This is a genomic window from Stutzerimonas stutzeri, assembly GCF_024448955.1.
GTDB lineage: Bacteria > Pseudomonadota > Gammaproteobacteria > Pseudomonadales > Pseudomonadaceae > Stutzerimonas > Stutzerimonas stutzeri_AQ.
The window spans coordinates 76,161-103,134 of record NZ_JAMOIH010000013.1 but is presented as its reverse complement, the minus strand read 5'-3'; the positions used below and the strand labels follow the sequence as shown (position 1 = coordinate 103,134).

Genomic DNA, 26,974 nt, shown 5'->3' with positions numbered 1-26,974 from the left:
ACCCTGCGCGCCGCTGCGGCAGGTGTAAGATGGCCGGTCTCAGCCCGGCTGTCGTTGTGGCGATCTGGACGAAGCATCGCAATGAAGAAGCTAGCGCGATGCTAGCCCGGGCGACCGCACCATGCGCGGCCACACCGCACTGCGCTTACCAACCTGATGCACCTGACCTGCCTGGCTCGGTGGCATTGTTTTCAGGGACAGAACGAATGACCTCACGCTATGTAATCAATGCCTCGGTAGCCCCCAAGGGCAGCCTGGAAACACTGTCCCAGCGGGAAGTACAACAACTCAGCGAAGCCAGTTCGGGCAGCACCTACACGCTATTCCGCCAGTGCGCCCTGGCGATCCTCAACACCGGCGCGCGTATCGACAACGCCAAGACCGTTCTCGAAGCCTACGACGACTTCGAGGTCCGCATTCATCAGCAGGACCGTGGTGTACGGCTGGAGCTGATCAACGCACCCGCCGATGCCTTCGTCGACGGTGAGATGATCGCCAGCACGCGAGAAATGCTCTTCAGCGCACTGCGCGACATTGTCTACACCGAGAGCGAGCTGGGCAGCGCGCGCATCGACCTGAGCAGCTCTGCCGGCATCACCGACTACGTTTTCCACCTGCTGCGCAACGCGCGCACCCTGCGCTCGGGCATCGAGCCGAACATGGTGGTGTGCTGGGGCGGGCATTCGATCAGCACCGAGGAATACCAATACAGCAAGCGCGTCGGCCACGAGCTGGGCCTGCGCAACCTGAACATCTGCACCGGTTGCGGCCCGGGCGTAATGAAAGGCCCGATGAAAGGCGCGACCATCGCCCATGCCAAACAACGCATCGTCGGTGGCCGTTACCTGGGCCTGACCGAGCCGGGCATCATTGCCGCCGAAGCACCGAACCCGATCGTCAACGAGCTGGTGATCCTGCCGGATATCGAGAAGCGCCTGGAAGCCTTCGTCCGCGTCGGCCACGGCATCATCATCTTCCCCGGCGGTGTCGGCACAGCGGAGGAATTTCTTTATCTGCTGGGCATCCTGCTGCACCCGGACAACCGCGACGTGCCCTTCCCAGTCATTCTCACCGGCCCGGAAAGCGCCGCGCCTTACCTCCAGCAGCTGCGCGATTTCGTAGGCGCGACACTCGGCGAAGAAGCCCAGCGTCACTACCAGATCGTCATCGACGACCCGGCCGAAGTGGCCCGGCAAATGGTCGAGGGGCTGAAAGCGGTCAAGCAGTTCCGTCGCGAACGCAACGATGCCTTCCATTTCAACTGGCTGCTGAAGATCGACGAAGGCTTCCAGCATCCGTTCGACCCGACCCACGAGAACATGGCTAGCCTGCGCCTGACCCGTGACGTCCCCCCCCACGAACTGGCGGCAAATCTGCGCCGGGCGTTCTCCGGGATCGTTGCCGGTAACGTTAAGGACAAGGGTATCCGTCGCATCGAGAAACACGGCCGTTACGAGATCCACGGCGACGCGGCAATCATGAAACCCTTGGACGAGTTGCTGCAGGCGTTCGTCCTGCAGCATCGGATGAAGCTACCCGGCGGACGACCTTATGAGCCGTGCTACCGGGTAGTGAGCTGATATCCCGAACCGGGGGCCGCAACGACTACGGTCGCTCGCCCCTCTGTCGAAGCGCTAACCCCGGCCTGCTGGAGCCGTTTTGAATATCTAGCAGAGCCAGGCCCGCTCGATAAAGCGGGCCAGGTGCTCGTCCAGCCGACAGCCAAGGCTGAGCAAGCAAACACTACGCGGTAAACGACGGAAGCGCCTTCGGCGATTCCATCCTACAAAGCAGCCGCAATCCTCTAGTCAACGTAGGTTGGATTAGCCGAAGGCGTAACCGACGGTCCGAACGCGCGATCCGACGACCTATTCAACCGCACTTCGAATTCCCGCAGTTCAAACACGTAGCGCAACCATCCATCTGCACCACCGCCTGGGTGTTGCACTTGTTGCACAGTTGCGCGCCAGCCGGGAAGCCCTCGCCCGGCTCGACCGCCACCGCGCCTTGGCTGGCTTCGTAGGCGGCACGTTTTTCGGCCAGATATTTGAGCTGGGTTTCGTCCAGCGCATGGCCTTCGAGCATGCCGATGGCGATCAGATGACGCTCCAGCACGCCGCCGATTTCGGCGACGATGGACGGCATGTAGACGCCGCCCTTCTTCAGATAGCCGCCGCGCGGGTCGAACACCGCTTTCAGCTCCTCGACCAGGAAGGTGCAGTCACCGCCCTTGCGGAACACCGCGGACATGATCCGGGTGAGCGCGACGATCCACTGGAAATGATCCATGTTCTTCGAATTGATGAAGATTTCGAACGGCCGGCGCTGCTCGTGGGGCGTGCCGGCGTTGAGCACGACATCGTTGACGGTGACGTAGAGCGCGTGCTCGAACAGCGGCGACTTGATCTTGTAGGTCATGCCGACCAGCGTTTCGGGGCGTTGCAGACTTTCGTCCATCTCCACCACCTTCGTCTTGCTGGTGTAGCTATCGGGCGTTACGGCAGGGCGTTCGAGGGTCTCGTCGACAACCTTGAAGCCCTTGATGCGCTGAGTAATCTTGACGGTCATTACAGGTTCTCCATCCGGGCGGCGATGCCACCCGGCTATTGGTCGCGGCTCAATACTTGCCGTAATAGCCTTCTTTGAGGGCATCGAACAGGTTGGCGGCGGAATTGACCTCGCCGTCGTATTCGACCTCTTCATTTCCTTTCAACTCGACCACGCTGCCGTCTTCGAGAATGAAGCGGTACAGGGTTTTCTCCAGGTCGGCTTCCTTGACCAGCACGCCCTGAAACGCCGCCGGGTTGAAGCGGAAGGTGGTGCAACCCTTGAGGCCCTGGCGCCAGGCGTAACGGTAGATGTCCTTGAACGCCTCGAACGGGTAATCGGTGGGGACGTTGGCAGTTTTGGAGATCGACGAGTCGACCCATTTCTGCGCCGCGGCCTGGATATCGACGTGCTGGGTCGGGGTGATGTCGTCGGCGGTGATGAAGTAGTCGGGCAGCTTCTCGCCCGGCGCGTCGGAACCCGGCTTGGCGCGCTCGTTGATCAGCGTGCGGTAAGCCAGCAGTTCGTAGCTGAACACCTCGATCTTTTCTTTGGCCTTGCGCCCGGCTCGGATCAGGTTGCGCGAGTAATGATGGGCGAAGCTCGGCTCGATGCCGTTGGAGGCGTTGTTAGCCAGGCTCAGGCTGATGGTCCCGGTGGGTGCGATGGAGCTGTGGTGAGTAAAGCGCGCACCCTGTTCGGCCAGCGCCTCGATCAGTTCCGGCGCGTACTCGGCGATCTTCTGCATGTAGCGCGAATACTTGGCGTGAAGCACGCGACCCGGCACCTGGTCGCCGACCTTGTAACCGTGCTTCTTCATCTCTGGGCGCTTGCGCAGCATCTCGGCGGTGACTTCGAAGGTTTGGGCCAGCAGGGGCGCCGGCCCCTTTTCCTTCGACAGTTCGAGCGCCACTTCCCAGCCGACCAGCGCCATCTCGCGCGCGACTTCTTCGGTGAATACGCAGGCTTCCGGGCTGCCGTAACGCAGCTTGAGCAGCGTCAGGGTCGAGCCGAGGCCGAGGAAGCCCATACCGTGACGGCGCTTCTGCTCGATCTCATGCCGCTGCTGCGGTAGCGGCAATCCGTTGATTTCCACCACGTTGTCGAGCATGCGAGTGAACAGCCGCACTACCTCGCGATACTTGTCCCAGTCGAAGCGGGCCTCGGCACCGAAGGGATCGATCACGAAGTTCGTCAGGTTGATCGAGCCCAGCAGGCAAGAGCCATAGGGTGGCAGAGGTTGCTCACCGCAAGGATTGGTCGCGCGGATCGCTTCGCACCACCAGTTGTTGTTCAACTGGTTGACCCGGTCGATGAGAATGAAGCCCGGCTCGGCGTAGTCGTAGGTGGAGACCATGATCATGTCCCACAGGTGCCGCGCCTTGACCCGGCCGTAGATCTTGCAGGCGACCAGACCATCGTCGCGGACGATATAGCCGTCATGGCTCGGCCACTCGCGCCAGAGCACCTGCTCCGAGTCATCAAGGTCGAGCTCGGCCTTTTCCTTCAGGTGCAGCGGGAAAATCAGCGGCCATTCGGCATCGTTTTCCACCGCGTGCATGAATTCGTCGGTGATCAGGAGGCTGAGGTTAAACTGGCGCAGACGGCCGTCTTCACGCTTGGCGCGGATAAATTCGCGCACATCCGGATGGCCGACATCGAAGGTGCCCATTTGCGCGCCGCGACGCCCACCGGCGGAGCTGACGGTGAAGCACATCTTGTCGAAGATATCCATGAACGACAGCGGCCCGCTGGTATGCGCGCCAGCTCCCGAAACGAAGGAGCCGCGCGGGCGCAAGGTACTGAATTCATAGCCGATGCCGCACCCAGCCTTGAGAGTCAGTCCGGCCTCATGGACCTTGCCGAGAATCTCGTCCATCGAATCGTCGATGGTGCCGGAAACGGTGCAGTTGATGGTCGAGGTGGCCGGCTTGTAATCCTGCGCGCCAGCGTTGGAAATGATCCGCCCGGCCGGGATGGCGCCGTTGCGCAGCGCCCAGAGGAAGCGCTCGTACCACTGCTCGCGCTTGTCCTCCTGCTCGACGTCCGCCAAGGCACGGGCGACCCGCTGCCAGGTGGCGTCGACGCTGTCGTCGACAGGCGTGCCGTCCTTGTTTGTAAGGCGGTATTTCTGCGCCCAGATATCCTCGGAAGCCGCCTGCAGGGCGATTCCGGCGGTGGTTTTACTGTCTGCCGTAATCGGCCCGTCGGTCTTCGCCATGCGCTGCATATCCTCGTGCCGAAGGTAAAAACGAAGCACGAAGCTTATGCCAGGTAGACGGAAAGAGCACCTGACCCCGGTCAATTCGGCCGACAGCTAATCTGGTTGCGGATCGGCGGCACCGATCCGCTGAGACGAGCGCAGCGGCATATCACAACGGCGCGTTAGAGCGACTCCAGACACGCAGCAAGCGACATCCCAAGATTTTCGATCAGACGCTCATAGCCGCCGGCAGTGGCTTCGATGCCCTGACCCATGGCGTCCAGCTCGGCCACCTGTACCGGTAAATCACGGATCAGACTGTCGGCCAGACGCGGACGGATCGGCGGCTCATAAAATACGCAGCTGGGGCCGGCCTGCTCCAGGCGTTGACGCATCTCGGCGACGTGACGCGCGCCCGGCTGGGCCTCGCCAGCGGCGAACACACCGGCATGCGCGAGACCATAGGCCGCCTCGAAATAGTCGTAGGCTTCATGAAAGACAAAGAAGGGCTTTGGGCTGGTGTCGCTTAGCCGCTTCGTCAGGCGCTGATCGAGCGCGTCCAAACGCTGCCGGAATGCGTCGAGATTCGCCTGATAACGCGCTGCGTTGGCTGGGTCGACGGTCGCCAACTTGTCGGCCATGTTCGCGGCGATGACCAAGGCGTTGGCTGGCAACAGCCAGAGGTGCGCATCGAGACTGCCGGGACGGTGCGCATGATCATGGTGGCCGTCAGCCGCGTGAGCTTCATGTGCATCGTGATCATCGGCTTCGTGCGTATGCTCGTCATGTCCATGATGGGACTCGACATGCTCATCACCGAAATGACGCAATGTCAGCCCCGGCAGCGCCTGTGCGGCGACGCTCGGTCCTTCGCGACCTTTCAGCACCGGTTCCAAGAACGCTTCCATATCCGGGCCAATCCAGTAAAACAGATCGGCATTGCGAATCTGCCGTACGTCGGATGGCCGCAACGCGTAATGGTGAGCGGAGGCTCCCGCCGGGAGCAGCACCTGCGGTTCGCCCACGCCTTCCTGAACGGCCGCAGCGATCAGCTGCAGAGGCTTGATGCTGGTGACTAGAGCCACCTCGGCGCGAGCTGGCGCACTACCGATAAAGATGAGAGTTACAAGTAAAGGCAGCAAAAAAAGGCGAGACACGGGCAACACTCGGCTGGCTCGAAAGGGGTAACATAATAACGTCTCTCCAAAGCCTCGTCTTCGCCCATGTCTAATATCCCGCTGGCCTGCACTCCCCATGATCACGATCACTGCGTGAGTAGCGCACTGGCCGAAGCCGATGCACTTTGCGCGCGCGCTGGCGTGCGTCTGACGGCGCTGCGCAAGCGTGTGCTGGAATTGGTCTGGCAAAGCCACAAGCCGCTCGGTGCCTACGACATTCTCGGCGCGCTGACCGAACAGGACGGCCGCCGCGCCGCGCCGCCGACCGTCTACCGCGCACTGGACTTTCTGCTGGAAAACGGTCTGGTGCACCGTATCGCATCGCTCAACGCCTTTATTGGCTGTAACCACCCCGAACATCCACACCAGGGACAATTCCTGATTTGCCGCAACTGCCACACTGCGATCGAGCTCGAGCAATCGATCGTCAGCGAAGCCATCAATCAGGCTGCGCACAGCGTGAATTTCCAGGTCGAAGGCCAGACCGTAGAAGTGGTCGGTCTTTGCGCGACCTGCCGGAGTGCGGCATGAGCGAGGCGCTGATCCGTCTGGATGACATTCATGTCCGCTTCGCCAAGCAGGCGGTGCTCGAAGGCGCGCAGCTGCAGGTGCAGCGCGGCGAGATCGTCACGCTGATCGGCCCCAACGGTGCCGGCAAGACCACGCTGGTGCGCGCGGTACTGGGGTTGTTGAAACCGGACAGCGGCAGCGTCTGGCGCAAGCCGAAGCTACGCGTCGGCTATATGCCGCAGAAGCTCCACGTCGACGCAACACTGCCGCTCTCGGTGCTACGGTTCCTGCGTCTGGTCCCGGGCGTGGATCGCACCGCGGCCCTTCGCGCACTGAGCGAAGTGGGTGCCGAACAGGTGATCGATAGCCCGCTGCAATCGGTTTCGGGCGGTGAAATGCAACGGGTACTGCTGGCCCGCGCGCTGCTGCGCGAACCGGAGTTGCTGGTGCTCGACGAGCCGGTGCAGGGCGTCGATGTCGCCGGGCAGGCCGAGCTCTATCGACTCATCGGCCGGCTACGCGAGCGTTACGGTTGCGGTGTGCTGATGGTCTCGCATGACCTGCATCTGGTGATGAGCGCCACCGACCAAGTGGTCTGCCTGAACCGCCACGTGTGCTGCTCCGGGCATCCGGAACAGGTCAGCACGGACCCAGCCTTCATCGAGCTGTTCGGCCAGGACGCGCGCAGCCTGGCGATCTATCACCACCAGCACGATCACAGCCACGACCTGCATGGCAGCGTGATCACCGGTAAACCCCACGTTCACGGCCCGAACTGCAAGCACTGATACCAAACGATGCCTGACTTTCTCCTCAACGCTCTGCTCGCCGGCCTCGCCCTGGCACTGGTCGCCGGCCCGCTCGGATCTTTCGTGGTCTGGCGTCGCATGGCCTATTTCGGCGATACGCTGTCCCATTCCGCGCTGCTCGGCGTGGCGCTGGGGCTGATTCTGGAGGTCAACCTGACCCTCGCGGTCGTCGTCTGCTGCGTACTGCTGGCCGTGCTGCTGGTAACGCTACAACAGCGTCAGCCGTTGGCTTCCGACACGCTGCTGGGCATCCTTGCGCACAGCACGCTGTCGCTCGGACTGGTCTCGCTGAGTTTCATGCAGGACGTGCGCATCGATCTGATGGGTTACCTGTTTGGTGACCTGCTGGCCGTCGGCCCGACCGACCTGGCCTGGATCGCCGGTGGCAGTGCGCTGGTGCTGCTGGTACTGATTCCACTGTGGCGTCCGCTGTTGGCGGTGACTGTGCATGAGGAACTGGCGAAGGTGGAAGGGCTGCCCGTCGCGGCCATCCGCCTGGCACTGATGCTGTTGATCGCCATGGTGATCGCCGTGGCGATGAAGATCGTCGGCGTGCTGCTAATCACCTCGCTGCTGATCATTCCGGCCGCCGCGGCCCAGCGCCACGCCCGTACGCCGGAGCAGATGGCCTTCGGTGCGAGCCTGTTGGGCATCGTCGCGGTGTGTCTGGGGCTGGCGCTGTCCTGGTTCGAAGACACACCGGCCGGGCCGTCCATCGTGGTAAGCGCGGCGGCGCTTTTCCTACTCAGCTTCGTCTGGCGCAAGCGCAATTGAACGGCCATAACTGATCTGAAATATCTGCGTGGCTATCCTGAGCCGCTACTGGAGCAGGTCCGCCAGCTGATCGCCGAACAGCGTCTGGGCGACTATCTACAGCGCCGCTATCCCGGCCGCCATGAGCACCAGAGCGACAAGGCGTTGTACGGCTATGTGCAGCGCCTGAAGCAGGATCACCTGAAAAGCGCGCCGCCGATCGACAAGGTGCTCTACGACAACCGCCTCAACCTCACCCACCGCGCCCTCGGCCTGCATACCGCGGTGTCACGCGTGCAGGGCGGCAAGCTGAAAGCGAAGAAGGAAATTCGCGTCGCCGCGCTGTTTCGGGACGCGGCGCCGGAATTTCTGCAGATGATTGTCGTCCACGAACTGGCGCATCTGCGTGAGAGCGAGCACAACCGCGCGTTCTACAAGCTCTGCGAACACATGCTGCCCGGTTACGGCCAGATCGAGTTCGACCTGCGCCTGTTCCTGCATTGGCGCGAGCTGCAGGACAAAAATTACTAAAGCTACGCTTTGCAGCTATCGTTTTCTTCCTCCGCAATGGCGTTTGTTCGCGAGCAAGCTCGCTCCTACATTGGAACTTCTAATCCGTAGGAGCGAGCTTGCTCGCGAACACAGGCAAGCCCGACGAGCTGCTTAAGGCCTCAGCTCTTAGCCCATGGCGCCTCCATGCGAAGGTTTCCGGCCTAGGTCAGGCCGGCACCGCCTTGGCCGCCGCCTCGCGTGCCCAGACGCGGTGCTGCCCGAGGGCCTGGACGAAGGCGCCGAACACCGCGGCCACGTCATCGCCTTCCAGCAGACCGGCGTCGGGCACAAGGTTCAGCGACGCCAGCAACGGACGCGCCGCGCCGAGCACCACCACGGGCTTCAAGTGCTTGTAGGCTTCGAGCAGGTAGTGCCTGGCCTCGCCGGACTGTGCCATGGCCGCTGCCGCGTCCGCCCCGCCGGGTACGAACACGGCGTCGAACATCACAGACGGCATGCCGTCCATGGCCGCATCGATCACTAGCACCTTCCCTTCAGCGGTCTTTACCGGTGCCGGCGACGGGCCGATCAGTTTGGCGAAGGCGCCCTCTTCGGCGAGTTTGGCCTTGAACGCGTCGATGGCCGCGCCGTCCACACCGTTGGCCACGAGGATCGCCACCTTGCGCGACTTGATGTTGCCCGGCGCATGGTTCATCAGGCTCAGCGCTGGCGAACTCGGCGTCGCCGGTTCCTTCGTCGCTACGCTGGGTGCGCTCGGTGCCGGCAGACCGAGGTTTTCCGCCACGCGGCGGGCCAGTTCCAGGTCGATATTGGCAAGAATCTCATTGACCTGCCGCTCGCGGATGAACACCCGCTCCACCTTGCCCAGCTCGAAGGTGTAGGCGCCGATGATGTGCTCCTTCTCCGGCTCGCTCATGCTGTTCCAGAACAGCGTGGCCTGTGAGAAATGGTCGCCGAACGACGCGCTACGATTGCGAATCTTGTGCCCTTCGACGCGCTCCGGATAACTCTCGAAGCCGCCGCCCTGCGGCGCTGGCGGAGTTTCCTTGGGCCAGCCACCATCAATGGAGTTGGGCTCGTAGTTGGCGCGACCCTTGTGGATGGCTTGTCGATGGAACGCATCGCGCTGGTTGTTGTGCAGCGGGCACAGCGGCCGGTTGATCGGGATCTCGTGGAAGTTCGGGCCGCCCAAGCGCAGCAGCTGAGTGTCGGTGTAGGAGAACAGCCGGCCCTGCAATAGCGGGTCGTTGGTGAAGTCGATGCCCGGCACGATGTGCCCGATGTGGAACGCCGCCTGCTCGGTCTCGGCGAAGAAGTTGTCCGGGTTGCGATTGAGCGTCATCTTGCCGAGTTTCTGCACCGGCACCAGCTCCTCGGGGATGATCTTGGTCGGGTCCAGCAGATCGAAGTCGAAGCTGTGCTCGTCGGCTTCCTCGACCACCTGCACGCCCAGCTCCCATTCGAAGTAGTCGCCCATTTCGATGGATTCCCACATGTCGCGGCGGTTGAAGTCCGGGTCTTTGCCGGCGATCTTCAGCGTCTCGTCCCAGACCAGCGAGAAGGCACCGGCCACCGGCTTCCAGTGGAACTTGACGAAGCGGCTGACGCCCTCGGCATTGATCAGGCGGAAGGTGTGTACGCCGAAGCCCTCCATCGCCCGGTAGCTACGCGGAATGGCGCGGTCGGACATAGTCCAGAGCACCATATGCGCCGATTCCGGCGTCAACGAGACGAAATCCCAGAAGGTGTCATGGGCCGATTGCGCCTGCGGGATTTCGTTGTGTGGCTCGGGTTTGACCGCATGCACAAAGTCCGGGAATTTGATCGCGTCCTGAATGAAGAACACCGGCATGTTGTTACCGACCAGATCGAAGTTGCCTTCGTCGGTGTAGAACTTGGTGGCAAAACCGCGCACATCGCGCACCGTGTCCGCGGAGCCGCGCGAACCCTGCACCGTGGAGAAACGCGCAAATACCGGGGTTTCCTTGCCTTCGGCGGCGAGGAACGAGGCCTTGGTCAGCCAGCTATGGTCGCCGTAGCTGACGAACACGCCATGGGCCGCCGAGCCGCGCGCGTGAACGATGCGCTCGGGAATGCGCTCGTGGTCGAAGTGGGTGAGCTTCTCGCGCATGATGAAATCTTCGAGCAGCGAGGGGCCACGGTCGCCAGCACGGAGGGTGTTCTGGTTGTCAGCAATCTTCACGCCCTGATTAGTGGTCAGCGCCTGTCCGGTGGCATCGGAACGGAAGCTTTCTAGCTGGTCGAGCTTGGCGTTGCGGTTGGCGCGGTCCGGCGTATCGGTGCCGGCTATTTCGTTACGTGGGGCATTAATGTCGGTCATGGAGGGCCTCGCAATGGGTTGCGCAAGCCGTGGCGGACCGTCTGCTTGACCCGGCTTTTCCACGGCGCTCGGTAAACTGACAGCCGCGACGTGTACAAGGTCGGTCTTGCGCCAACTTGCTTTTCTCATGATAGCGATAGGAGGTCGCAATGATCGGCGCCGACAGCCGTGCCGTCCGGCGGCTGAGCCTGCGCGCCGGATGCGGTAGAATGCCGATCTTTTGCCGGCCGATGCTGCCGGTATCGACCCTATCTACAGGTTCGCCCGTGATCGAATTCCACGACGTCCACAAGACCTATCGCGTCGCCAGTCGCGACGTGATGGCGCTGCAGCCGACGAGCTTCCGAATCGAAGCCGGCGAAGTGTTCGGCCTGATCGGCCATTCCGGCGCCGGCAAAAGCACCCTGCTGCGTCTGATCAACCGGCTGGAAGAACCTTCCGGCGGGCGCATTTTGGTCAACGGCGAGGACGTCACCGCACTGAACGCCGACGGCCTGCGCCGCTTCCGCCAGCGCGTCGGGATGATCTTCCAGCACTTCAATCTGCTGATGTCTAAGACCGTGGCCGACAATGTCGCCATGCCGCTGCGCCTGGCCGGCACTTACTCGAAAGGCGATATCGAACGCCGCGTAGCCGCCCTACTCGACCGGGTCGGCCTAAAGGATCATGCACGCAAATACCCCGCGCAGCTGTCCGGTGGGCAGAAGCAGCGCGTCGGCATCGCCCGCGCACTGGCCACCGGACCGGACATTCTGCTCTGCGACGAGGCCACCAGTGCGCTCGACCCTCAGACCACCGCGCAGGTGCTACAGCTGCTGGCGGAGATCAACCGCGAGCTGAACCTTACTATCGTGCTGATCACCCATGAGATGGATGTGATCCGCCGGGTCTGCGACCGCGTGGCGGTGATGGATGGCGGTGTGATCGTCGAGCAGGGCCCGGTGACCGATGTGTTCCTGCATCCGCAGCATGCGACCACTCAGCGTTTCGTGCTGGAAGACGAGGCGGTGGATGAGGGTGAGCAGCGCGACGACTTCGCCCACGTGCCAGGCCGCATCCTACGCCTGACCTTTCAGGGCGAGTCTACCTACCAGCCACTGCTGGGCACCGTGGCGCGCGAGACGGGGGTCGATTTCAGCATCCTCTCGGGGCGCATCGACCGCATCAAGGACACCCCCTACGGCCAGCTGACGCTGGCACTCACCGGCGGCGACATGCAAGCCGCCCTGTCCCGCTTCGATAGCGCCGATGTTCACGTGGAGGTGCTGCGCTGATGGATGCTCTTTTCACGAATGTGGACTGGTACGAAATCTGGCTGGCGACGCTCGACACGCTGCTGATGCTCGGCGGCTCGCTGCTGTTCACCATCCTGCTCGGCCTGCCGCTGGGCGTGCTGCTGTTTCTCAGCGGGCCGCGCCAACTGTTCGAGAACGGCCCGCTGTATGCCCTGCTGTCGTTCGTGGTCAACGTGCTGCGCTCGCTGCCGTTCATTATTCTGCTGATCGTGATGATTCCCTTCACCGTGCTGCTGACCGGCACCTCGCTGGGCGTGGCCGGTGCCATCCCGCCGCTGGTGGTGGGCGCCGCACCCTTCTTCGCGCGGCTAGTAGAAACCGCCCTGCGCGAGGTGGACCGCGGCATCATCGAGGCGACCCAGGCGATGGGTGCCACCACGCGACAGATCATCTTCAGCGCATTGCTGCCGGAGGCGCGGCCGGGCATCATCGCGGCTATCACCGTCACCGCCATCACCCTCGTGTCCTATACCGCGATGGCCGGTGTGGTAGGGGCCGGCGGTCTCGGCGACCTGGCGATCCGCTTCGGCTACCAGCGCTTCCAGACCGATGTGATGGTCGTCACTGTAGTCCTGCTGCTGGTACTGGTGCAGGTGCTGCAGAGCGTCGGCGACAAGCTGGTTACCCATTTTTCACGCAAATGAACCGCAACCAGGGCGAGCGAACCATCGCAACCCGCTCACCTTCTGAAGGAACCAAACGATGAAAAAACTGCTTGCCGCTTTCGCCGCCGTCGCGGCCTTCTCTGCCCAGGCTGCCGACGAATTGAACGTCGCCGCGACCGCCGTCCCGCACGCGGAAATCCTCGAATTCATCAAACCCCAGCTGGCCGAGCAGGGCGTCGATCTGAAGATCAAGGTCTTCACCGACTACGTGCAGCCGAATATCCAGGTCGCCGAGAAGCGCCTGGACGCGAACTTCTTTCAGCATCAGCCGTACCTGGATGAGTTCAACAAGGGCAAGGGCACCGAGCTGGTCAGCGTAGCCGGTGTGCATATCGAGCCCTTCGGCGCTTATTCCAGCAAGCTGAAATCACTGGACGAACTGCCGAAAGGCGCCAACGTGGTCATCCCCAACGATGCCACCAATGGCGGCCGTGCGCTGCTGCTACTGGCCAAAGCCGGCGTGATCACCCTTGAAGAAGGCGCCGGCATCACCGCCACGCCGAAGGACATCGCCGAGAACCCGAAGAACATCAAGGTCCGCGAACTGGAAGCCGCGACCCTGCCGCGCGTACTAACCCAGGTCGATCTGGCGCTGATCAACACCAACTACGCGCTGGAAGCCAAGCTCAACCCCACCGAAGATGCCCTGATGATCGAAGGCAGCGACTCGCCCTACGTGAACATTCTTGTTGCCCGCCCGGACAACAAGGACAGCGCCGCCATGCAGAAGCTGGCTGCCGCGCTGCATAGCGAAGAAGTTCGCCAGTTCATCGAAGAGAAATACCAGGGCGCGGTCGTTCCCGCCTTCTGATCCGCCTGGCCTGACGACGAACCCCGCCACGTGCCGGGTTCGTCGTTAATGGCCGTAGGGCCGAATTTATTCGGCCATAGGTTGGCCATGGCCAACCAAGTTCGGCCCTACGAGGGCCGTTGGCGGGGTTTCGTTTTCAGGGCCATGGTTTTGAGCGGGCCGGCTAATGCCGGCGTCATGCTTACTCCAGCGCCAGCACCATCGGCAATTGCTCGGCGAGCTTCTGCGTACGCATTGGCGCACGGATGAAGCCACGCAGCTGGCCGTCCGGGCCGATCAGCGCGAGGTTGCCGCCGTGGTCGACGGTGTAGTTTTCTTTCGAGGTATCGCCCGGAATGAAGGGCACGCCAGCGGCGTTGGCAAGCGTCTGGATGTCATCCAGCGGCCCGGTCAGGCCGATGAATCCGGCATCGAAATAATCCAGATAGGTTTTCAGCTGCTCCGGCGTATCGCGCTCGGGGTCGACGCTCACCAGGATCGGCTGCATCCGTTGGCGCGTCTCCTCCGGCAACATGCCGCGCAACTGACGCAATTCGGCCAGCGTCGCCGGGCAGATATCCGGGCAAAAGGTGTAGCCAAAGAACAGCAGGTTCCACTGCCCTTCCAGCTGCTGCAGCGACACGGATTCGCCGTCCTGGTTGGTCAGTGTCAGTTCCGGCATGTCACGACCCTGCGGCAGGAGCACGATGCCGGCATCCAGCAACTCGGCGGTATCGAGTTGGCGCTCGGTGTTGAGCACCTTGGAAACCGTCAGGCCGATGACCAGTGCGACCAGCGCGACGAGAACGAATACGGTTTTCTGGATGCGGGTCATGGGGTTCCTTGTCGAGCGGCTCAGATGTTGAGCAGCAGATAATGATCAACCAGCAGCGCGATGAACAGCGCGAACAGGTACCAGATGCTGAATTTGAAGGTCTTGATCGCCGCATGGGGCCGGCTGTCGCGATAGAGCACGATGGTCCAGAATAGGAATCGAGCACCCAGCAGCGCGGCCGCCGCGAGGTACAACGGGCCGCTCATGTGAATGGCAAAGGGCATGAAGCTCACTGCCAGCAGCACCGCCGTATAGAGCAGGATGTGCACCTTGGTGTAGTGCTCGCCGTGGGTCACCGGCAGCATGGGCACGTTGACCTTGGCGTATTCGGCCTTGCGGTGGATCGCCAGCGCCCAGAAATGCGGCGGCGTCCAGGCGAAGATGATCAACACCAGCAGCAACGGCTCCGCCGTCACCTGCCCGGTCACCGCAACCCAGCCGAGCAACGGCGGCGCGGCGCCGGCCAGCCCGCCGATGACGATGTTCTGTGGCGTGGCCCGTTTGAGAAAGCCGGTGTAGATGACCGCATAGCCGACCAGAGAGGCCAGCGTCAGCCAGGCCGCTAGCGCGTTGGTGAAGGTCAGCAGCAGGCCCATCCCCGCCACACTCAGCAGTAGCGCGAAAAACAGCGCGGCAGCCGGCGACACCCGTCCCTCGGCCAATGGCCGCTTGTGCGTGCGCGCCATCACCGAGTCGATACGCCGGTCCACCACATGATTGACCGCCGCCGCCCCCCCGGCACAGAGCGCAATCCCGAGGTTGCCGAACACCAACACGGTCCAGGGCACGCCGGCCCGCGTCGCCAGGAACATGCCCACCAGGGAGGTGATGAGCATCAGCAGCACCACCTTCGGCTTGGTCAGCTCCAGATAATCGCGCCAGCTGGCCTGGGCGCCGCGTTCGCTGAGTAGAGTCGCCATGGGATTCTCCTTATGGTCAAGCGCGGGGCAGGTCGAGCCCGCCCGTCGTGTTCGGATTCAGGCGTGCCTGTGTCGTCAGGTCTTGCGCAGCGGCAACCTCGCTGCTCAAGCGCAAGCGGTGGTTGATCAGCACGGTAACCAGCAGCAGCAGCGCGCCGCCGCCGTTGTGAGCGACGGCGACCGCGAGCGGAAGATTGAGCAGCACGTTGCTGATGCCCAATCCGATCTGTAATGCCAGCGCGGCCAGCAACAAGCCGGCAAGGCGCGGCAGCCCGTTGCGCCAGAGCTGCCAGGTCAGCGCCAGAAGGATCAGCGTCACGGTCAGAGCACCCAGCCGATGCGCGACGTGGATGGCCGTGCGCGCTTCGCCGTAGAGCATCCCACCCAGATAGTTCGGGCCGATGTCGTGGTGAGTCAGATTGAAGGCATTGGCAAAATCCATCTCAGGCCACCACTCGCCGTGGCAGGTGGGGAAATCCGTGCACGCCACCGCCGCGTAATTGCTGCTAACCCAGCCACCCAGCGCCACCTGAAGGATCACCGCCAGCATGCCGACCATCGCCAACCCTCTGACCTGACCCGCCACACTAGGGATCGCCGGCTGCCGACCGGATAGGCGCAAACTCAACAGGAACAGCAGACTCAAGGTGGTGAAGCCACCCAATAGATGGGCCGTGACCACTTGCGGCCAGAGCTGCAGGGTGACGGTCCACATGCCGAACGCCGCCTGGGCGATCACGACGGCCAGCAGCAACAGCGGCAGTCTTACCGGCTGGCCGGGTTCGGCGCGGCGGCGCACAGCCTGCACGGCCAGCGCGAGAATCACCAATCCCAACGCACCGGCGAAGTAGCGATGGACCATCTCGTTCCAGCCTTTGTGCACCTCCAGCGGCGCGTCCGGAAAGCGCAGCGCGGCCAGGCTCTGCTTGTCTTCGCTCATAGGCACAGTGAGAAACCCGTAGCACCCCGGCCAATCCGGGCAGCCAAGGCCAGCGTGGGTCAGCCGCGTGTAGGCACCCAGCAACACCACCACTACAGTCAGCAGCGTGGCGAATACGGCAAAGCGATAACCGGGGCGTGATTTTGGTTGCATAAGGTCCTCGTTTCACTCGGGCTGAAGGCTGGACGATCAGTCCGCCGAAGCCCTTAGCTATCAGCTTCCTTCCATCAGGCCTACTCATGGCTCTCGACATCTTTTGTCAGGCTCCAACGCGTCCAGCCTCAAGCCTTCAGGTCTTTATCGTCATCACCCGATTTGCGAGATCTTCAACAGATACTTCAGATCATCGAGAATCGCCTTGCCGTCCGCTTTCGCGTCGTAGCGCAGCACCAGATTCCCGTGCGGGTCGACGATCCAGAGTTGCGCGCCAGCGGGCAGCTCGGGATTGGCGCCGTATATGGCGGCGTCCAGCGGATAGCGCTGCAGTTGAGGGTATTCGCGTTGCAGGCGCTGGTCATAGTCGCTAGCTAAAGGTTGCGCGCTGGCTAGCGCATGACCGGCGCGACCGGCTTCGCGGGCCAGGCCGATATTGATCTGACGGGCCAGATAGACCAGTTGCTGGCAATCCTCGGCGCAGCCTTGCGGTGCCGTGACCAGCAGCTCCCAGCGCGGCTCGGCGGCGGCCGCCGCGGTGGCGACCGGCGCATTGATCCCGAGCGCATCGCGGCCCTGCCCGGTCGCGACCAGGGCGCCGTCATAGGTTCGGGTTTGCGGGACCCAGAAGCCGAAGTGGTACATAGCGTTGGCCAGCAGCATGGGGCCAATCACCACCGCCAGGATCAGCAACAATTGCAGCCGCCCGCGACGCCGCTGCGGCTGCGCAGGGTTGAGTGTCGGATTCATCGTGGTCACTGCTTGCTCCCTCGTGCCTGATGCACGCCGAAGTAGATGAACAACGCCAGCAACGCCGCTGCCAGCGCAAACCATTGCACCGCGTAACCCACATGCTGCTGCGGCTTCATGAAGGTCACCGGCCAGTCGGCGCGGTATGCCGCGGGCCCCGGCTCCAGCCGCAGCTCGTAGCTGACGCCATCGCGATCGAGCATCTGCCAGATCTCCTCGACATCGACGTGATTGATCAGCCGCGGCCAGCCTTCGGCCATGCGCTTGCTAAGAATGAACGGCTCGCCCGAGGGGGCGTAGACCCAGGCGGCCAGCTTCAACGGGCGATCCGGTGTGTCGAATTTCGGCGGGATGCGGCGATCCGGCCAAGGCAGCCAGCCCCGGTTGACCAGTACCCATCGGCCGCTGGCCTGATCCTGAAACGGCTGCAGCAGCTCGACGCCGACCTGACCGTCGCGGGTGCGGCTGTCCAGCAAAAAGCTGTGCTCGGCATCGAAGCTGCCCTGAAGATGGATGCGGCTATAGATGGGATCTTCAAGGTTCTCGATCTGCTCCGGCGATACCGGCGCGGCTTCCTGGCGGGCCTCCTGACGGGCCAGCATGTCGCGCTTCTGCTCGCCGCGCTCCAGCTGCCAGAAACCTAGCCAGACCAGCAGCGGCAACAGGCACAGCACTATCAGCGTTGGCAGCAAACCCGGCTTGAAGCCGCTCATGCCGCGCCCCGCGACGTATTTATCCGGCTGGCTATACTCCACCCCCACTTCCCCCAGTTCACCTATTACGGCGGACCCGCTCATGCTCAAGGCGGTGATTATTCTGTTATTAGTCGCCACGCTGGTCAGTCTGTTCAGTGGACTGTTCTTTCTGGTCAAGGACGAAGGCCGCACCTCCCGTCTGGTAACCGCCCTGTTCGTTCGAGTCTCCCTCACTGCATTGACTGTAGCGCTGATCGCGTGGGGCTTTTACTCCGGGCTGCTGCAGCCCGGTTTCGGATAGCGCCTACAACGGGTGTGCAGCTTCAAAGCACATAAACGAAGACGAACAGGCCGAGCCATACCACGTCCACGAAGTGCCAGTACCAGGCCGCCGCCTCGAAGCCGAAATGTTGCTCGGGCGTAAAGTGACCGCGAAAACTGCGCACCAGCATGACCGTAAGAATGATCGCCCCCATGGTGACGTGAGCGCCGTGGAAGCCGGTGAGCATGAAGAAGGTCGCGCCGTAAATGCCCGAGCCGAGCGTCAGGCCGAGCTCGGTATAGGCGTGCACGTACTCCTCGATCTGCAGGATGAGGAAGGCCACGCCGAGCAGCACGGTCAGCCCTAGCCCGAGCTTGAGGTGTTTGCGATTGCCCTTGCGCAGTGCGTGGTGCGCCCAGGTCAGCGTAAAGCTGGAGGTGACCAGGAGAATGGTGTTGATCAGCGGTAGCCCCCAGGCGCTGATCGTGCCTTCCGGCGCCGGGTACAGTTGGGGATCGGGGTTGTTCAGCAGCGGCCAGGTGTATTCGAAGTTGGGCCAGAGCATATTGCTGACGCCCTTGTCGCCATCGCCACCGAGCCACGGACCAACCCAGTAGCGTATGTAGAACAGCGTGCCGAAGAACGCAGCGAAGAACATCACCTCGGAAAAGATGAACCAGGTCATGCCCCAACGGAAGGACCGGTCCATCTGCCCGCTATAGAGCCCGGCACGACCTTCGCGGACTACCGAGCCGAACCAGCCGAACATCATGTAAACGATCAGCAGCGCACCGATGAAAAAGATCAGCGGACCGTTGGAGTCGGCGCGCTCGGCCTTGAGGTCGTTGAACCAGCTGCCGAGGCCGTAGACGGTGACCAACAGCGCAACCGTGGCAACGATGGGCCACTTGCTCTGGGCGGGGACGTAGTAATTCTCGTGCGTGGTGGTCTGTTTGCTCATTGCAGACTCTCCTTGGCCGCCACCACGGGCGCCTGATCAATGGCGGCGACGGGGGGTTGGCGAGACGTGATGTCGAACAGGGTGTAGGCGAGCGTCAGATGACGCACGTCTGCGGGCAGATCACGATCAACGATGAAGCGCACCGGCATCTCGATGCGCTCACCGGGCTGCAACACTTGCTGGGTAAAGCAGAAGCACTCGGTCTTGTGAAAGTACGCAGCTGCTTTGGAGGGCGACACGCTGGGCACGGCCTGGGCCGTCATTGGCTTATCCGTGGGGTTGTAGGCGACGAAGCGCATTTCCTGACTGGCGCCGGGATTCACGCTGAGCTGATCGGCCTGGGGGCCGAATTCCCATTCCATGCCTGCGGCGTTGGTGGCCAGGAACTGCACACGAATCTCCCGCGCCTCGTCCGCCGTCTGCGTTCCTTCGTAGGCGCCAGCCGTCTTGCCGTTGATGCCGAAAGCCTGGCACATGACGTCATAGATCGGCACCAGTGCGAAGCCGAAGGCGAACATCGCCACCACGACGAGCAGCAGACGGCGAACCAGACGGGCGGTGGGCAGGGAATCGCTCATTGCATTCTCCTCGCGCAGGGCCGTTCATCGCGCAGCGCGGGGGTCAGCCCGCCCCGCTTCAGACCACCATGGGAGTCCTGTAGGGTGGGCTTCAGCCCACCAACGCAACCATCAGCCACAACCCAAGTACCCGCGGAGCACGCCCTCGAAGCCACTCCTCGTCCGACCCTCAACCTCCAGCCTTGAGCGGCTTCGACCTTAATCATGCTTCGGCCCCGTCCGGTGTTCATGCAGGGTGTGCATATCCGGCGGCACGCTGAAGGTGTGGTAAGGCGCCGGCGACGGCACGCTCCATTCCAGCCCTTCGGCACCATCCCAAGGCTTGGCGGCGGCGACCGGGCCACCACGAATGCACTTGATGACGATGAACAGGAACAGCAGCTGTGTGGCGCCGAACATGAAGGCGCCCACCGACGAGATCATGTTGAAGTTGGCGAACATCATGTTGTAGTCCGGGATGCGCCGCGGCATGCCGGCCAGGCCGACGAAGTGCATCGGGAAGAACGCCAGGTTCATGCCGACGAAACTCATCCAGAAGTGCAGCTTGGCCAGCGTCTCGTCGTACATGTGCCCGGTCCACTTGGGCAACCAGTAGTAGGCCGAAGCGAAGATACCGAAGATCGCCCCCGGCACCAGCACGTAGTGGAAATGCGCCACCACGAAGTAGGTGTCGTGGTACTGGAAATCCGCCGGCGCGATGGCCAGCATCAGGCCGGAAAAACCGCCGATGCTGAAGAGAATGACGAAGGCCACGGCGAACAGCATCGGCGCCTCGAAGGTCAGCGAGCCGCGCCACATGGTCGACACCCAGTTGAACACCTTCACCCCGGTCGGCACGGCGATCAGCATGGTTGCGTACATGAAGAACAGCTCGCCGGTCAGCGGTATGCCGACAGTGAACATGTGGTGCGCCCAGACGACGAACGACAGGAAGGCGATCGCGCCGGTGGCGTAAACCATCGAGGTGTAACCGAACAGCGGCTTGCGCGAGAACGCCGGAATGATCGAGCTGACTGCGCCGAACGCCGGCAGGATCATGATGTACACCTCGGGATGGCCGAAGAACCAGAACACGTGCTGGAACAGCACCGGGTCGCCGCCGCCCGCCGCACTGAAGAAGCTCGTGCCGAAGTGGATGTCCATCAGCATCATGGTCACCACGCCGGCCAGCACCGGCATCACCGCGATCAGCAGGAAAGCGGTGATCAGCCAGGTCCAGACGAACAGCGGCATCTTCATCAGCGTCATGCCCGGCGCGCGCAGGTTGAGCACGGTAGCGACCACATTGATCGCGCCCATGATCGAACTGATCCCCATCAGGTGGATGGCGAAGATGAAGAAGGTCACCGACTCCGGCGCGTAGGTGGTCGATAGCGGCGCATAGAAGGTCCAGCCGAAGTTCGGCCCGCCGCCCTCCATGAACAGCGTCGAGACCAACAGGCCGAACGCGGCGGGCAGCAGCCAGAAGCTGAAGTTATTCATGCGCGGCAGGGCCATGTCCGGCGCGCCGATCATCAGCGGGATCATCCAGTTGGCCAGGCCGACGAACGCCGGCATCACCGCGCCGAAGACCATGATCAGGCCGTGCATGGTGGTCATTTGGTTGAAGAATTCCGGCTGCACGATCTGCAGCCCCGGCTGGAACAGCTCGGCGCGGATCACCATCGCCATGGAGCCGCCCAGCAGGAAGGCGCAGAAGCTGAACCACAGGTACATCGAGCCGATGTCCTTGTGATTGGTGGTCAGCAGCCAGCGTGAGAGACCCTTGGCTGGGCCGTGGTGATGGTCATGCCCGGCATGACCATGATCGTCGATCACTGCACTCATCACCTGATCCTCTTACTGGGTGGCTTCTTCGGCCTGTTTGAAGACGAGCACGTCTTTCGGCGTGACCATGTCGCCCGTGTCGTTACCCCAGGCGTTGCGCTCGTAGGTGATCACCGCGGCTAGATCGACCTCGGAAAGCTGCGGGCCGAATGCCGGCATCGACGTACCCGGCGCGCCCTTGACGACAATGCTGATGTGGTTTTCAGCATCGCCAGTAGCGATTGGCGAGCCCTTGAGCGCAGGGAACATTGGAGGTATCCCCTCGCCATTGGCCTGGTGACAGGATGCGCAGTTGGTCTGGTAAACCTGCTCGCCGCGGGCGGTCAGCTCTTCCAGTGTCCAGTCCTTGCTGGTCAGCTCGGCGAGCTTGGCCGCTTCGGCCTTCTTCTCGCCCAGCCAGGCGGCATAGTCCTCTGTGGATTTGACCTCAACCACGACCGGCATGAAGCCATGATCCTTGCCGCACAGCTCGGTGCACTGGCCGCGGTAGATGCCGGGCTCCTCGACACGCGTCCAGGATTCGTTGATGAAGCCAGGGATGGCGTCTTTCTTGACCGCCAGCGCCGGTACCCACCAGGAATGGATGACGTCCGCGGCGGTAATCAGGAAGCGCACCTTGGCGCCCACCGGAATCACCAGCGGCTCGTCGACCTCCAGCAGATAGTGTTCGCCCTTGGGCGCCTGGTTGTTGATCTGGTCTCGCGGTGTCGTGAGGTTGCTGAAGAACTCGACATCCTCTCCCAGATACTTGTAATGCCACTTCCACTGGTAGCCGGTGATCTGGATATCCACGTCCGATTCGGACGCGTCATAAATGTGGATGAGAGTGCGCGTCGCCGGCACGGCCATGGCGATCAGGATCAACAAGGGAATGACGGTCCAGAGAACCTCGACCTTGGTATTTTCGTGGAAGTGCGCCGACTCCAGTCGTTTAGAACGCCGATGGGCGAACATCGACCAGAACATAACCGCGAACACCAGCACGCCGATGATCACGCAGATCCAGAAGATGGTCATGTGCAAATCGAATACGGAGCGACTGACGTCCGTTACGCCGGGTTGCATATTCACGTCCCAGGCCGCCTGGGCCTGACCGAATAGCGACCACAGCCCAATCCCCATCCAGACTCGTGGATGTCGCGACATTGCGGGTTCCCCTTATGGTTCTTGTTATCCCGCCGACTGGCCTGTTGTCCGGACGCGAAGGGAGCCACGCTCACTTCGACGGCCTGACTACGCCTTGATCCGGTGCCCCCCAATTCCTGGTCACCAGCCTTCGCTTTGCACGCGCAGTCGGATTCAATCGGTACGCTTACGATCGGAGTATAGACAGCGTTCTCCGACTGGCAATTTCGTCAGGTGCTCGGGTTAGCTTCCGCTTCGCGCGGCTGATCGTTCTTCTTCACGCCACGGATATTCATCAGCGCCAGACATACCTGCAGCGTGATCAGTGCCCAGGCCTGGGCGTGCCAACCCCAGATCACCCAGAGCAGGTTACTCAGCAGAAAACACCAGAAGCCCACCGTGCGCCGGCTCGGTTTCAGCGAGCCGATCAGCCACGCCGCTAGCACCGTGATGACCATAGCCGGCCATTGCAGCAGATCGATCCAGTCCACATCACCTCCAGTAAGCCAAGAATCAAGGTCCGGCAATCCGTTCCGTGCATGGATTGGTGCCCTTCGCGCTCGCTAGAGTTCCGGCGCGAACTCGTGAAGGTAGAAAGCCGTAGATCCCGCTCGTCGGGTATGAGCTATCGAAAGGCCGAATGAATTCGACCCACGGTCAGCAGCGCCGGTATCTGGACTGGTTGCAGGGATGTAGGGCCGAAATTGTTCGGCCTTTGTTTCAAAGTCCTAGAGCAGGCTCAATTGCTGCCCCGGCGGCGCGAAACGACTGCAATCGAGGCCGAAATTCTGATCGCGACGGTTGTAGCCCAGGCGCTTACAGGCCAGCTGGAACCGTTGAGCGAGTAGCTGAGCGAACTGCCCTTCTCCGCGCATGCGGCTGCCAAAGCGGCTGTCGTAATCCTTACCGCCACGCGACTGGCGCACCAGGCTCATCACATGCGCCGCGCGCTGCGGGAAATGCTCGGTCAACCAGGCCTCGAATAGCTCCGCCACCTCGTGGGGCAGGCGCAGCAGAACATAACCCGCCGACGCCGCACCGGCCTCGCGCGCGGCCTCGAGCATGCGCTCCAGCTCCATGTCGTTGATCATCGGAATCATCGGCGCGCACATCACGCTGACCGGAACACCCGCCTCGTGCAGCGTCCGTAACACGCGCAGGCGCGCCGTGGGCGAGGCCGCGCGAGGCTCCATGATGCGCTTGAGCTCGTCATCCAGGGTGGTCAGGCTGACCGAGACGCTGACCAGCCGCTGCTCAGCCAGAGGCACCAGCAGGTCCAGATCGCGCAGCACCAGCGAACCCTTGGTGATGATGTGCACCGGATGCTTGAAGCGCAGCAGTATTTCCAAGGCCTGACGCGTCAGCCGCTGCTCGCGTTCCAGCGGCTGATAGGCGTCGGTATTGACCCCCAGCGCGATGGGCTGTGGCACGTAACCGGGCTTGCTCAGCTCCTGTTCCAGGCGTTCGGCAAGGTTGGTCTTAGCGATCAGCCGAGTCTCGAAATCAATGCCAGGCGACAGGTCCCAATAGGCATGGCTGGGCCTCGCAAAACAGTAGATGCAACCATGTTCACAACCCCGATACGGATTGACCGAACGATCAAAGCCGACATCCGGCGACTGGTTGCGAGTGATGACGGACTTTGCCGTCTCACTGCGCACTTCGGTCGCCCGGGTCGGGGGTACTTCCTGCTCCCAGCTGTCGTCATAGGCTTCGCTAAGGGTCGGCGCGAAACGGTTGTGCGGATTTATGGCGGTACCGCGACCGCGTGGTGTGGCGACGATGCTGGACATGGGCAGCCCTCATAACTGTTCATGCATACAGTATATGAGAACGATCAACATGCACTCGTCTTCCGACGAGCGCAGGGCCGGACGATTCATGACCGCCGGTCGGAATTGCGAGTGATTCACAGCCGCGCAAAATAGATCGTCTACAACGGTAGTACCCGGCTAAAAGAGGCCGTTGCGGAGAGAGAGCGGCAATGCATTCCAAGGGACCTTTGCATGCCCGGGAAAACAACTTTGATTTCCTGCGCTTTTTTGCAGCGTCGCTGGTGCTGCTCGTTCATAGCTATCCGCTGACCGGGCGCCGGCCTGACGAGCCCATCGAGCTGCTGACCGGCTATGAGAACGGCGGAGAATTCGCCGTCGCGATCTTCTTCGTCATCAGCGGCTACCTGATCACGTCGTCCTGGATCAATAGCAGCAGTGCCAGAAGCTTCCTGATCAAGCGCGCTTTGCGGGTTTTTCCGGCCTTGATGCTGGCCGTTTTGTTATCGGCGTTCGTCATCGGCCCGCTGGTGACCGAGCGCAGCATGACCAGCTATTTCTCGTCCCCCATCACCTGGACATACCTGCAGAACATCCTGCTCGTCACGCGATTCGAGCTGCCGGGCGTGTTCAGCCATAACATCTATCCGAACGTGGTGAACGGGTCGCTGTGGACGCTTCCGCTCGAGGTACTGATGTACCTGGGCGTGCTGGTCATGGGTCTGGTTGGATTGTTGAAGCCTCGACTGATCCTTTTGCCCATCGCCGGCCTCGCCCTGGGCTATTTCTGGTTACTGGAGCGGCTCGGGATCGAGTCCTTCTTCATCACCAACGTATTCAAGCTGGGTCTGCTGTATTACACCGGCGCTGCCATCTTTCTCTACCGCGACGCGCTGCCCTGGCGCGGCTGGATTGCCGCCCTGTTCGTCGCGGCACTGGTGTTGACGTTTCATACCGCCGTTGGGCCGTATGTTTATGTGATCGCACTGCCCTATCTGGTGATCTACCTCGCCTATGCGCCGATTCCGTTGCTTTCGCGATTCGGCAAGTACGGCGATTTCTCCTATGGCATGTACATCTATGCCTTCCCTTTCCAGCAGCTCACCGTCTATCTGCTTGGCCACGAAATCGGCGTGTTCTGGCTGACCGTTATTAGCCTCGTGCCGACCTTGCTGCTGGCAATTCTGTCCTGGCACCTGATCGAGGCGCCGGCTATGAAGTTCAAGCAACGCCTAGCCCGGGCGCCAGAGCCTAGCCTGGTGCCGCCCAAGACCTTGGTTTGAAGCGCGACGTCGAATCGCCGTGGCTGCAGGACAGCCATATAGAAACACTGTGCTTGCTCTGCCTTCCGACCGGCGTGACCTCAGTGGTCGCCCCAGCGGCGCGGATCGGCAACGCAATCAGCGCAGATTGACCGGCAGTGGCGGGCCACCATCCTTTTGCCAGCTGCCACTGAGTTGGCCGTCGCGGCCAAGCTGAAGCTCGAACAGCGCGGGTACCTCACGCTGCTCTCGAAGTAAGGTGCGGCTCGCGTCGTGGCGAACAACAAGCCTGATCGCGCTGGAGTCCTTGCCATGAAAGTAGACGGCTCTGGACGAGCCTTCGGCGTTTGGCGGCGTGATCACCAGCGTGATTCGATCGCGGTGACCAATCTCGCCACGGTACGCACCGCCCATTTGCGGCTTCGCCAGCTGCCGGCAATCGCTGCGTTGCTCCAGCAGCAGGCAGCGTCCGTACGAACTGAGATCCTCCGCAAGATCGGTGTAGGGGAAACTGTTCGAAAACTCATCAAGATCATCTAGTGCGCGTACTACATGCGCCGAGCATCTTTCCGCAATTAGGGTCAGCTGCGCTTGCTCGAGCACCAGCCTGTTATGAGCGAGATTGGTGTCGAGATGGCGCGGCAAGCAGTGCTCGTAGATTTCGCGCTGAATGGCGGCGGACTCGGCCTCTTCTTCAGTGGCGCTGTTCGCTGGAAGTCGGGCAAGGAAATTTTCGATGCGCTCTATCCGCGCCTGGCTTACCCGTTCACGCAGCCGTTGCAGACCCGACTCGCTGAACAACTCAGACAACGAGAGGGGCGAACCATCGGCTAGCGCGAACGCATAGCTGTTGCGGCCCAGGCTGAGATAGGCACCGTAATACTCACCAATGATATCCAGCGAAAGGAAGCCAGGCGTCTTTGCATGGATTTCATAATCCAGGCTGACCAATCCGTTCCCCTCGTCCTCTTTCGGCCAGATTCGCTCGAACGGCGACTGCTTGAAGCGGCCCGGCAAACCGTCGAGTTCGAACGCGTGCAGGTAGATATTGATTCGCTCCAACGCAGCCGACTCGCCTTCGAACAACGGAAAGCGATAGGTCGACCATTCGCTCCGCGCGGCTTCGAGTGTGGAGACGTTTGGATCGGCAATTGACGACATCGGTACGAGGGCAAGCAGACAAAGCGTCAGCAATCGCCTGTGGCACGTCATACGCATGAACCTCGGAACTGACTTGGGAATACGGCGTGACGCCTGAGAATAAACGCTTCCCCCGTTCGAATGGCCTCC

At 62.1% G+C, this 26,974-nt stretch carries 26 protein-coding genes; 10 read left to right on the top strand and 16 right to left on the bottom strand.

Translation table 11 applies throughout. The features are described 5' to 3' along the window. Positions 1-206 precede the first annotated feature (206 nt). Positions 207-1,580 carry a nucleotide 5'-monophosphate nucleosidase PpnN gene (gene ppnN / locus NA645_RS14835; protein WP_256049534.1) on the top strand — a complete coding sequence of 458 codons (1,374 nt, stop codon included), beginning with the start codon at positions 207-209 and terminating at the stop codon, positions 1,578-1,580. A gap of 292 nt (positions 1,581-1,872) precedes the next feature. Here the strand turns inward: ppnN and NA645_RS14830 are convergent, their stop codons facing one another. From NA645_RS14830 to NA645_RS14820, 3 genes are all read right to left on the bottom strand, one after another. Next, positions 1,873-2,568, bottom strand: a complete 696-nt coding sequence (locus NA645_RS14830; RefSeq protein ID WP_256049533.1) for an NrdJb — start codon at positions 2,566-2,568, stop codon at positions 1,873-1,875. A gap of 49 nt (positions 2,569-2,617) precedes the next feature. After that, the gene (locus tag NA645_RS14825) at positions 2,618-4,777 is read right to left on the bottom strand and encodes an adenosylcobalamin-dependent ribonucleoside-diphosphate reductase (RefSeq protein WP_423836584.1); all 2,160 of its coding nucleotides are present in this window, start codon (positions 4,775-4,777) and stop codon (positions 2,618-2,620) included. 155 nt (positions 4,778-4,932) lie between these two features. Then, a complete protein-coding gene (locus NA645_RS14820) occupies positions 4,933-5,913 on the bottom strand; it encodes a zinc ABC transporter substrate-binding protein (RefSeq protein WP_272892091.1) in 981 nt (326 codons plus the stop codon). A gap of 60 nt (positions 5,914-5,973) precedes the next feature. Here NA645_RS14820 and zur point away from each other — a divergent pair, with 60 nt between their 5' ends. From zur to NA645_RS14800, 4 genes are read left to right on the top strand one after another with little or no spacing between them, the layout of a single operon-like run. After that, positions 5,974-6,459, top strand: coding sequence for a zinc uptake transcriptional repressor Zur (zur, locus tag NA645_RS14815; protein ID WP_256049530.1), 486 nt, complete (start codon positions 5,974-5,976; stop codon positions 6,457-6,459). After that, positions 6,456-7,226, top strand: coding sequence for a zinc ABC transporter ATP-binding protein ZnuC (gene znuC, locus NA645_RS14810; protein WP_256049529.1), 771 nt, complete (start codon positions 6,456-6,458; stop codon positions 7,224-7,226). The genes zur and znuC overlap by 4 nt, the downstream gene beginning before the upstream one ends. Positions 7,227-7,235: 9 nt before the next feature. Beyond that, positions 7,236-8,021, top strand: a complete 786-nt coding sequence (znuB, locus tag NA645_RS14805; protein ID WP_256049528.1) for a zinc ABC transporter permease subunit ZnuB — start codon at positions 7,236-7,238, stop codon at positions 8,019-8,021. Between the two features lie 6 nt (positions 8,022-8,027). After that, positions 8,028-8,531 (top strand): YgjP-like metallopeptidase domain-containing protein, encoded by a 504-nt coding sequence (locus NA645_RS14800; RefSeq protein ID WP_256049578.1) that lies wholly within the window; start codon positions 8,028-8,030, stop codon positions 8,529-8,531. Positions 8,532-8,718: 187 nt separating this feature from the next. Here NA645_RS14800 and katE read toward each other — a convergent pair whose 3' ends face one another. After that, a complete protein-coding gene (katE, locus tag NA645_RS14795; protein WP_256049527.1) occupies positions 8,719-10,854 on the bottom strand; it encodes a catalase HPII in 2,136 nt (711 codons plus the stop codon). A 266-nt stretch (positions 10,855-11,120) separates the two neighbouring features. On the opposite strand from katE, the gene NA645_RS14790 reads away from it, so the two are divergent. The 3 genes from NA645_RS14790 to NA645_RS14780 are packed head-to-tail and all read left to right on the top strand — an operon-like array spanning position 11,121 to position 13,625. Further along, positions 11,121-12,128 (top strand): methionine ABC transporter ATP-binding protein, encoded by a 1,008-nt coding sequence (locus tag NA645_RS14790; protein ID WP_256049526.1) that lies wholly within the window; start codon positions 11,121-11,123, stop codon positions 12,126-12,128. After that, a complete protein-coding gene (locus NA645_RS14785) occupies positions 12,128-12,793 on the top strand; it encodes a methionine ABC transporter permease (protein ID WP_131649247.1) in 666 nt (221 codons plus the stop codon). The genes NA645_RS14790 and NA645_RS14785 overlap by 1 nt, the downstream gene beginning before the upstream one ends. 58 nt (positions 12,794-12,851) lie before the next feature. Next, entirely contained in the window at positions 12,852-13,625 is a 774-nt protein-coding gene (locus NA645_RS14780; protein WP_256049525.1) for a MetQ/NlpA family ABC transporter substrate-binding protein, read from the top strand. Between the two features lie 181 nt (positions 13,626-13,806). On the opposite strand, the gene NA645_RS14775 is transcribed toward NA645_RS14780, so the two are convergent. The 5 genes from NA645_RS14775 to NA645_RS14755 all read right to left on the bottom strand — a co-directional run bounded on the left by NA645_RS14775 (position 13,807) and on the right by NA645_RS14755 (position 17,915). Next, the gene (locus tag NA645_RS14775) at positions 13,807-14,439 is read right to left on the bottom strand and encodes an SCO family protein (protein WP_256049524.1); all 633 of its coding nucleotides are present in this window, start codon (positions 14,437-14,439) and stop codon (positions 13,807-13,809) included. A 20-nt stretch (positions 14,440-14,459) separates the two neighbouring features. After that, positions 14,460-15,359: a heme o synthase gene (gene cyoE / locus NA645_RS14770; RefSeq protein ID WP_256049523.1), complete on the bottom strand. Its 900-nt coding sequence runs from the start codon at positions 15,357-15,359 to the stop codon at positions 14,460-14,462. A 16-nt stretch (positions 15,360-15,375) separates the two neighbouring features. Next, positions 15,376-16,452 carry a COX15/CtaA family protein gene (locus NA645_RS14765; protein ID WP_256049522.1) on the bottom strand — a complete coding sequence of 359 codons (1,077 nt, stop codon included), beginning with the start codon at positions 16,450-16,452 and terminating at the stop codon, positions 15,376-15,378. Positions 16,453-16,605: 153 nt separating this feature from the next. Then, the gene (locus tag NA645_RS14760) at positions 16,606-17,202 is read right to left on the bottom strand and encodes a hypothetical protein (protein ID WP_256049577.1); all 597 of its coding nucleotides are present in this window, start codon (positions 17,200-17,202) and stop codon (positions 16,606-16,608) included. A gap of 5 nt (positions 17,203-17,207) precedes the next feature. Then, positions 17,208-17,915, bottom strand: coding sequence for an SURF1 family protein (locus tag NA645_RS14755; protein ID WP_256049521.1), 708 nt, complete (start codon positions 17,913-17,915; stop codon positions 17,208-17,210). A gap of 82 nt (positions 17,916-17,997) precedes the next feature. Here NA645_RS14755 and NA645_RS14750 point away from each other — a divergent pair, with 82 nt between their 5' ends. Further along, entirely contained in the window at positions 17,998-18,198 is a 201-nt protein-coding gene (locus NA645_RS14750) for a twin transmembrane helix small protein (protein WP_131649240.1), read from the top strand. Positions 18,199-18,220: 22 nt separating this feature from the next. Here the strand turns inward: NA645_RS14750 and NA645_RS14745 are convergent, their stop codons facing one another. The 6 genes from NA645_RS14745 to NA645_RS14720 all read right to left on the bottom strand — a co-directional run bounded on the left by NA645_RS14745 (position 18,221) and on the right by NA645_RS14720 (position 24,443). Next, positions 18,221-19,120: a cytochrome c oxidase subunit 3 gene (locus NA645_RS14745; protein WP_256049520.1), complete on the bottom strand. Its 900-nt coding sequence runs from the start codon at positions 19,118-19,120 to the stop codon at positions 18,221-18,223. Continuing rightward, positions 19,117-19,698, bottom strand: coding sequence for a cytochrome c oxidase assembly protein (locus NA645_RS14740; protein ID WP_256049519.1), 582 nt, complete (start codon positions 19,696-19,698; stop codon positions 19,117-19,119). The genes NA645_RS14745 and NA645_RS14740 overlap by 4 nt, the downstream gene beginning before the upstream one ends. Before the next feature lie 198 nt (positions 19,699-19,896). Next, the gene (gene ctaD, locus NA645_RS14735; RefSeq protein ID WP_256049518.1) at positions 19,897-21,525 is read right to left on the bottom strand and encodes a cytochrome c oxidase subunit I; all 1,629 of its coding nucleotides are present in this window, start codon (positions 21,523-21,525) and stop codon (positions 19,897-19,899) included. 12 nt (positions 21,526-21,537) lie between these two features. Beyond that, positions 21,538-22,671 (bottom strand): cytochrome c oxidase subunit II, encoded by a 1,134-nt coding sequence (gene coxB, locus NA645_RS14730; protein ID WP_256049517.1) that lies wholly within the window; start codon positions 22,669-22,671, stop codon positions 21,538-21,540. Positions 22,672-22,880: 209 nt separating this feature from the next. Then, positions 22,881-23,141: a hypothetical protein gene (locus NA645_RS14725; RefSeq protein WP_131649234.1), complete on the bottom strand. Its 261-nt coding sequence runs from the start codon at positions 23,139-23,141 to the stop codon at positions 22,881-22,883. A 237-nt stretch (positions 23,142-23,378) separates the two neighbouring features. Next, the gene (locus NA645_RS14720) at positions 23,379-24,443 is read right to left on the bottom strand and encodes a PA0069 family radical SAM protein (protein ID WP_256049516.1); all 1,065 of its coding nucleotides are present in this window, start codon (positions 24,441-24,443) and stop codon (positions 23,379-23,381) included. A gap of 191 nt (positions 24,444-24,634) precedes the next feature. On the opposite strand from NA645_RS14720, the gene NA645_RS14715 reads away from it, so the two are divergent. Then, the gene (locus NA645_RS14715) at positions 24,635-25,705 is read left to right on the top strand and encodes an acyltransferase family protein (RefSeq protein ID WP_256049515.1); all 1,071 of its coding nucleotides are present in this window, start codon (positions 24,635-24,637) and stop codon (positions 25,703-25,705) included. A 117-nt stretch (positions 25,706-25,822) separates the two neighbouring features. Here NA645_RS14715 and NA645_RS14710 read toward each other — a convergent pair whose 3' ends face one another. Next, a complete protein-coding gene (locus NA645_RS14710) occupies positions 25,823-26,902 on the bottom strand; it encodes a hypothetical protein (RefSeq protein ID WP_256049514.1) in 1,080 nt (359 codons plus the stop codon). Between the last annotated feature and the right edge of the window lie 72 nt (positions 26,903-26,974).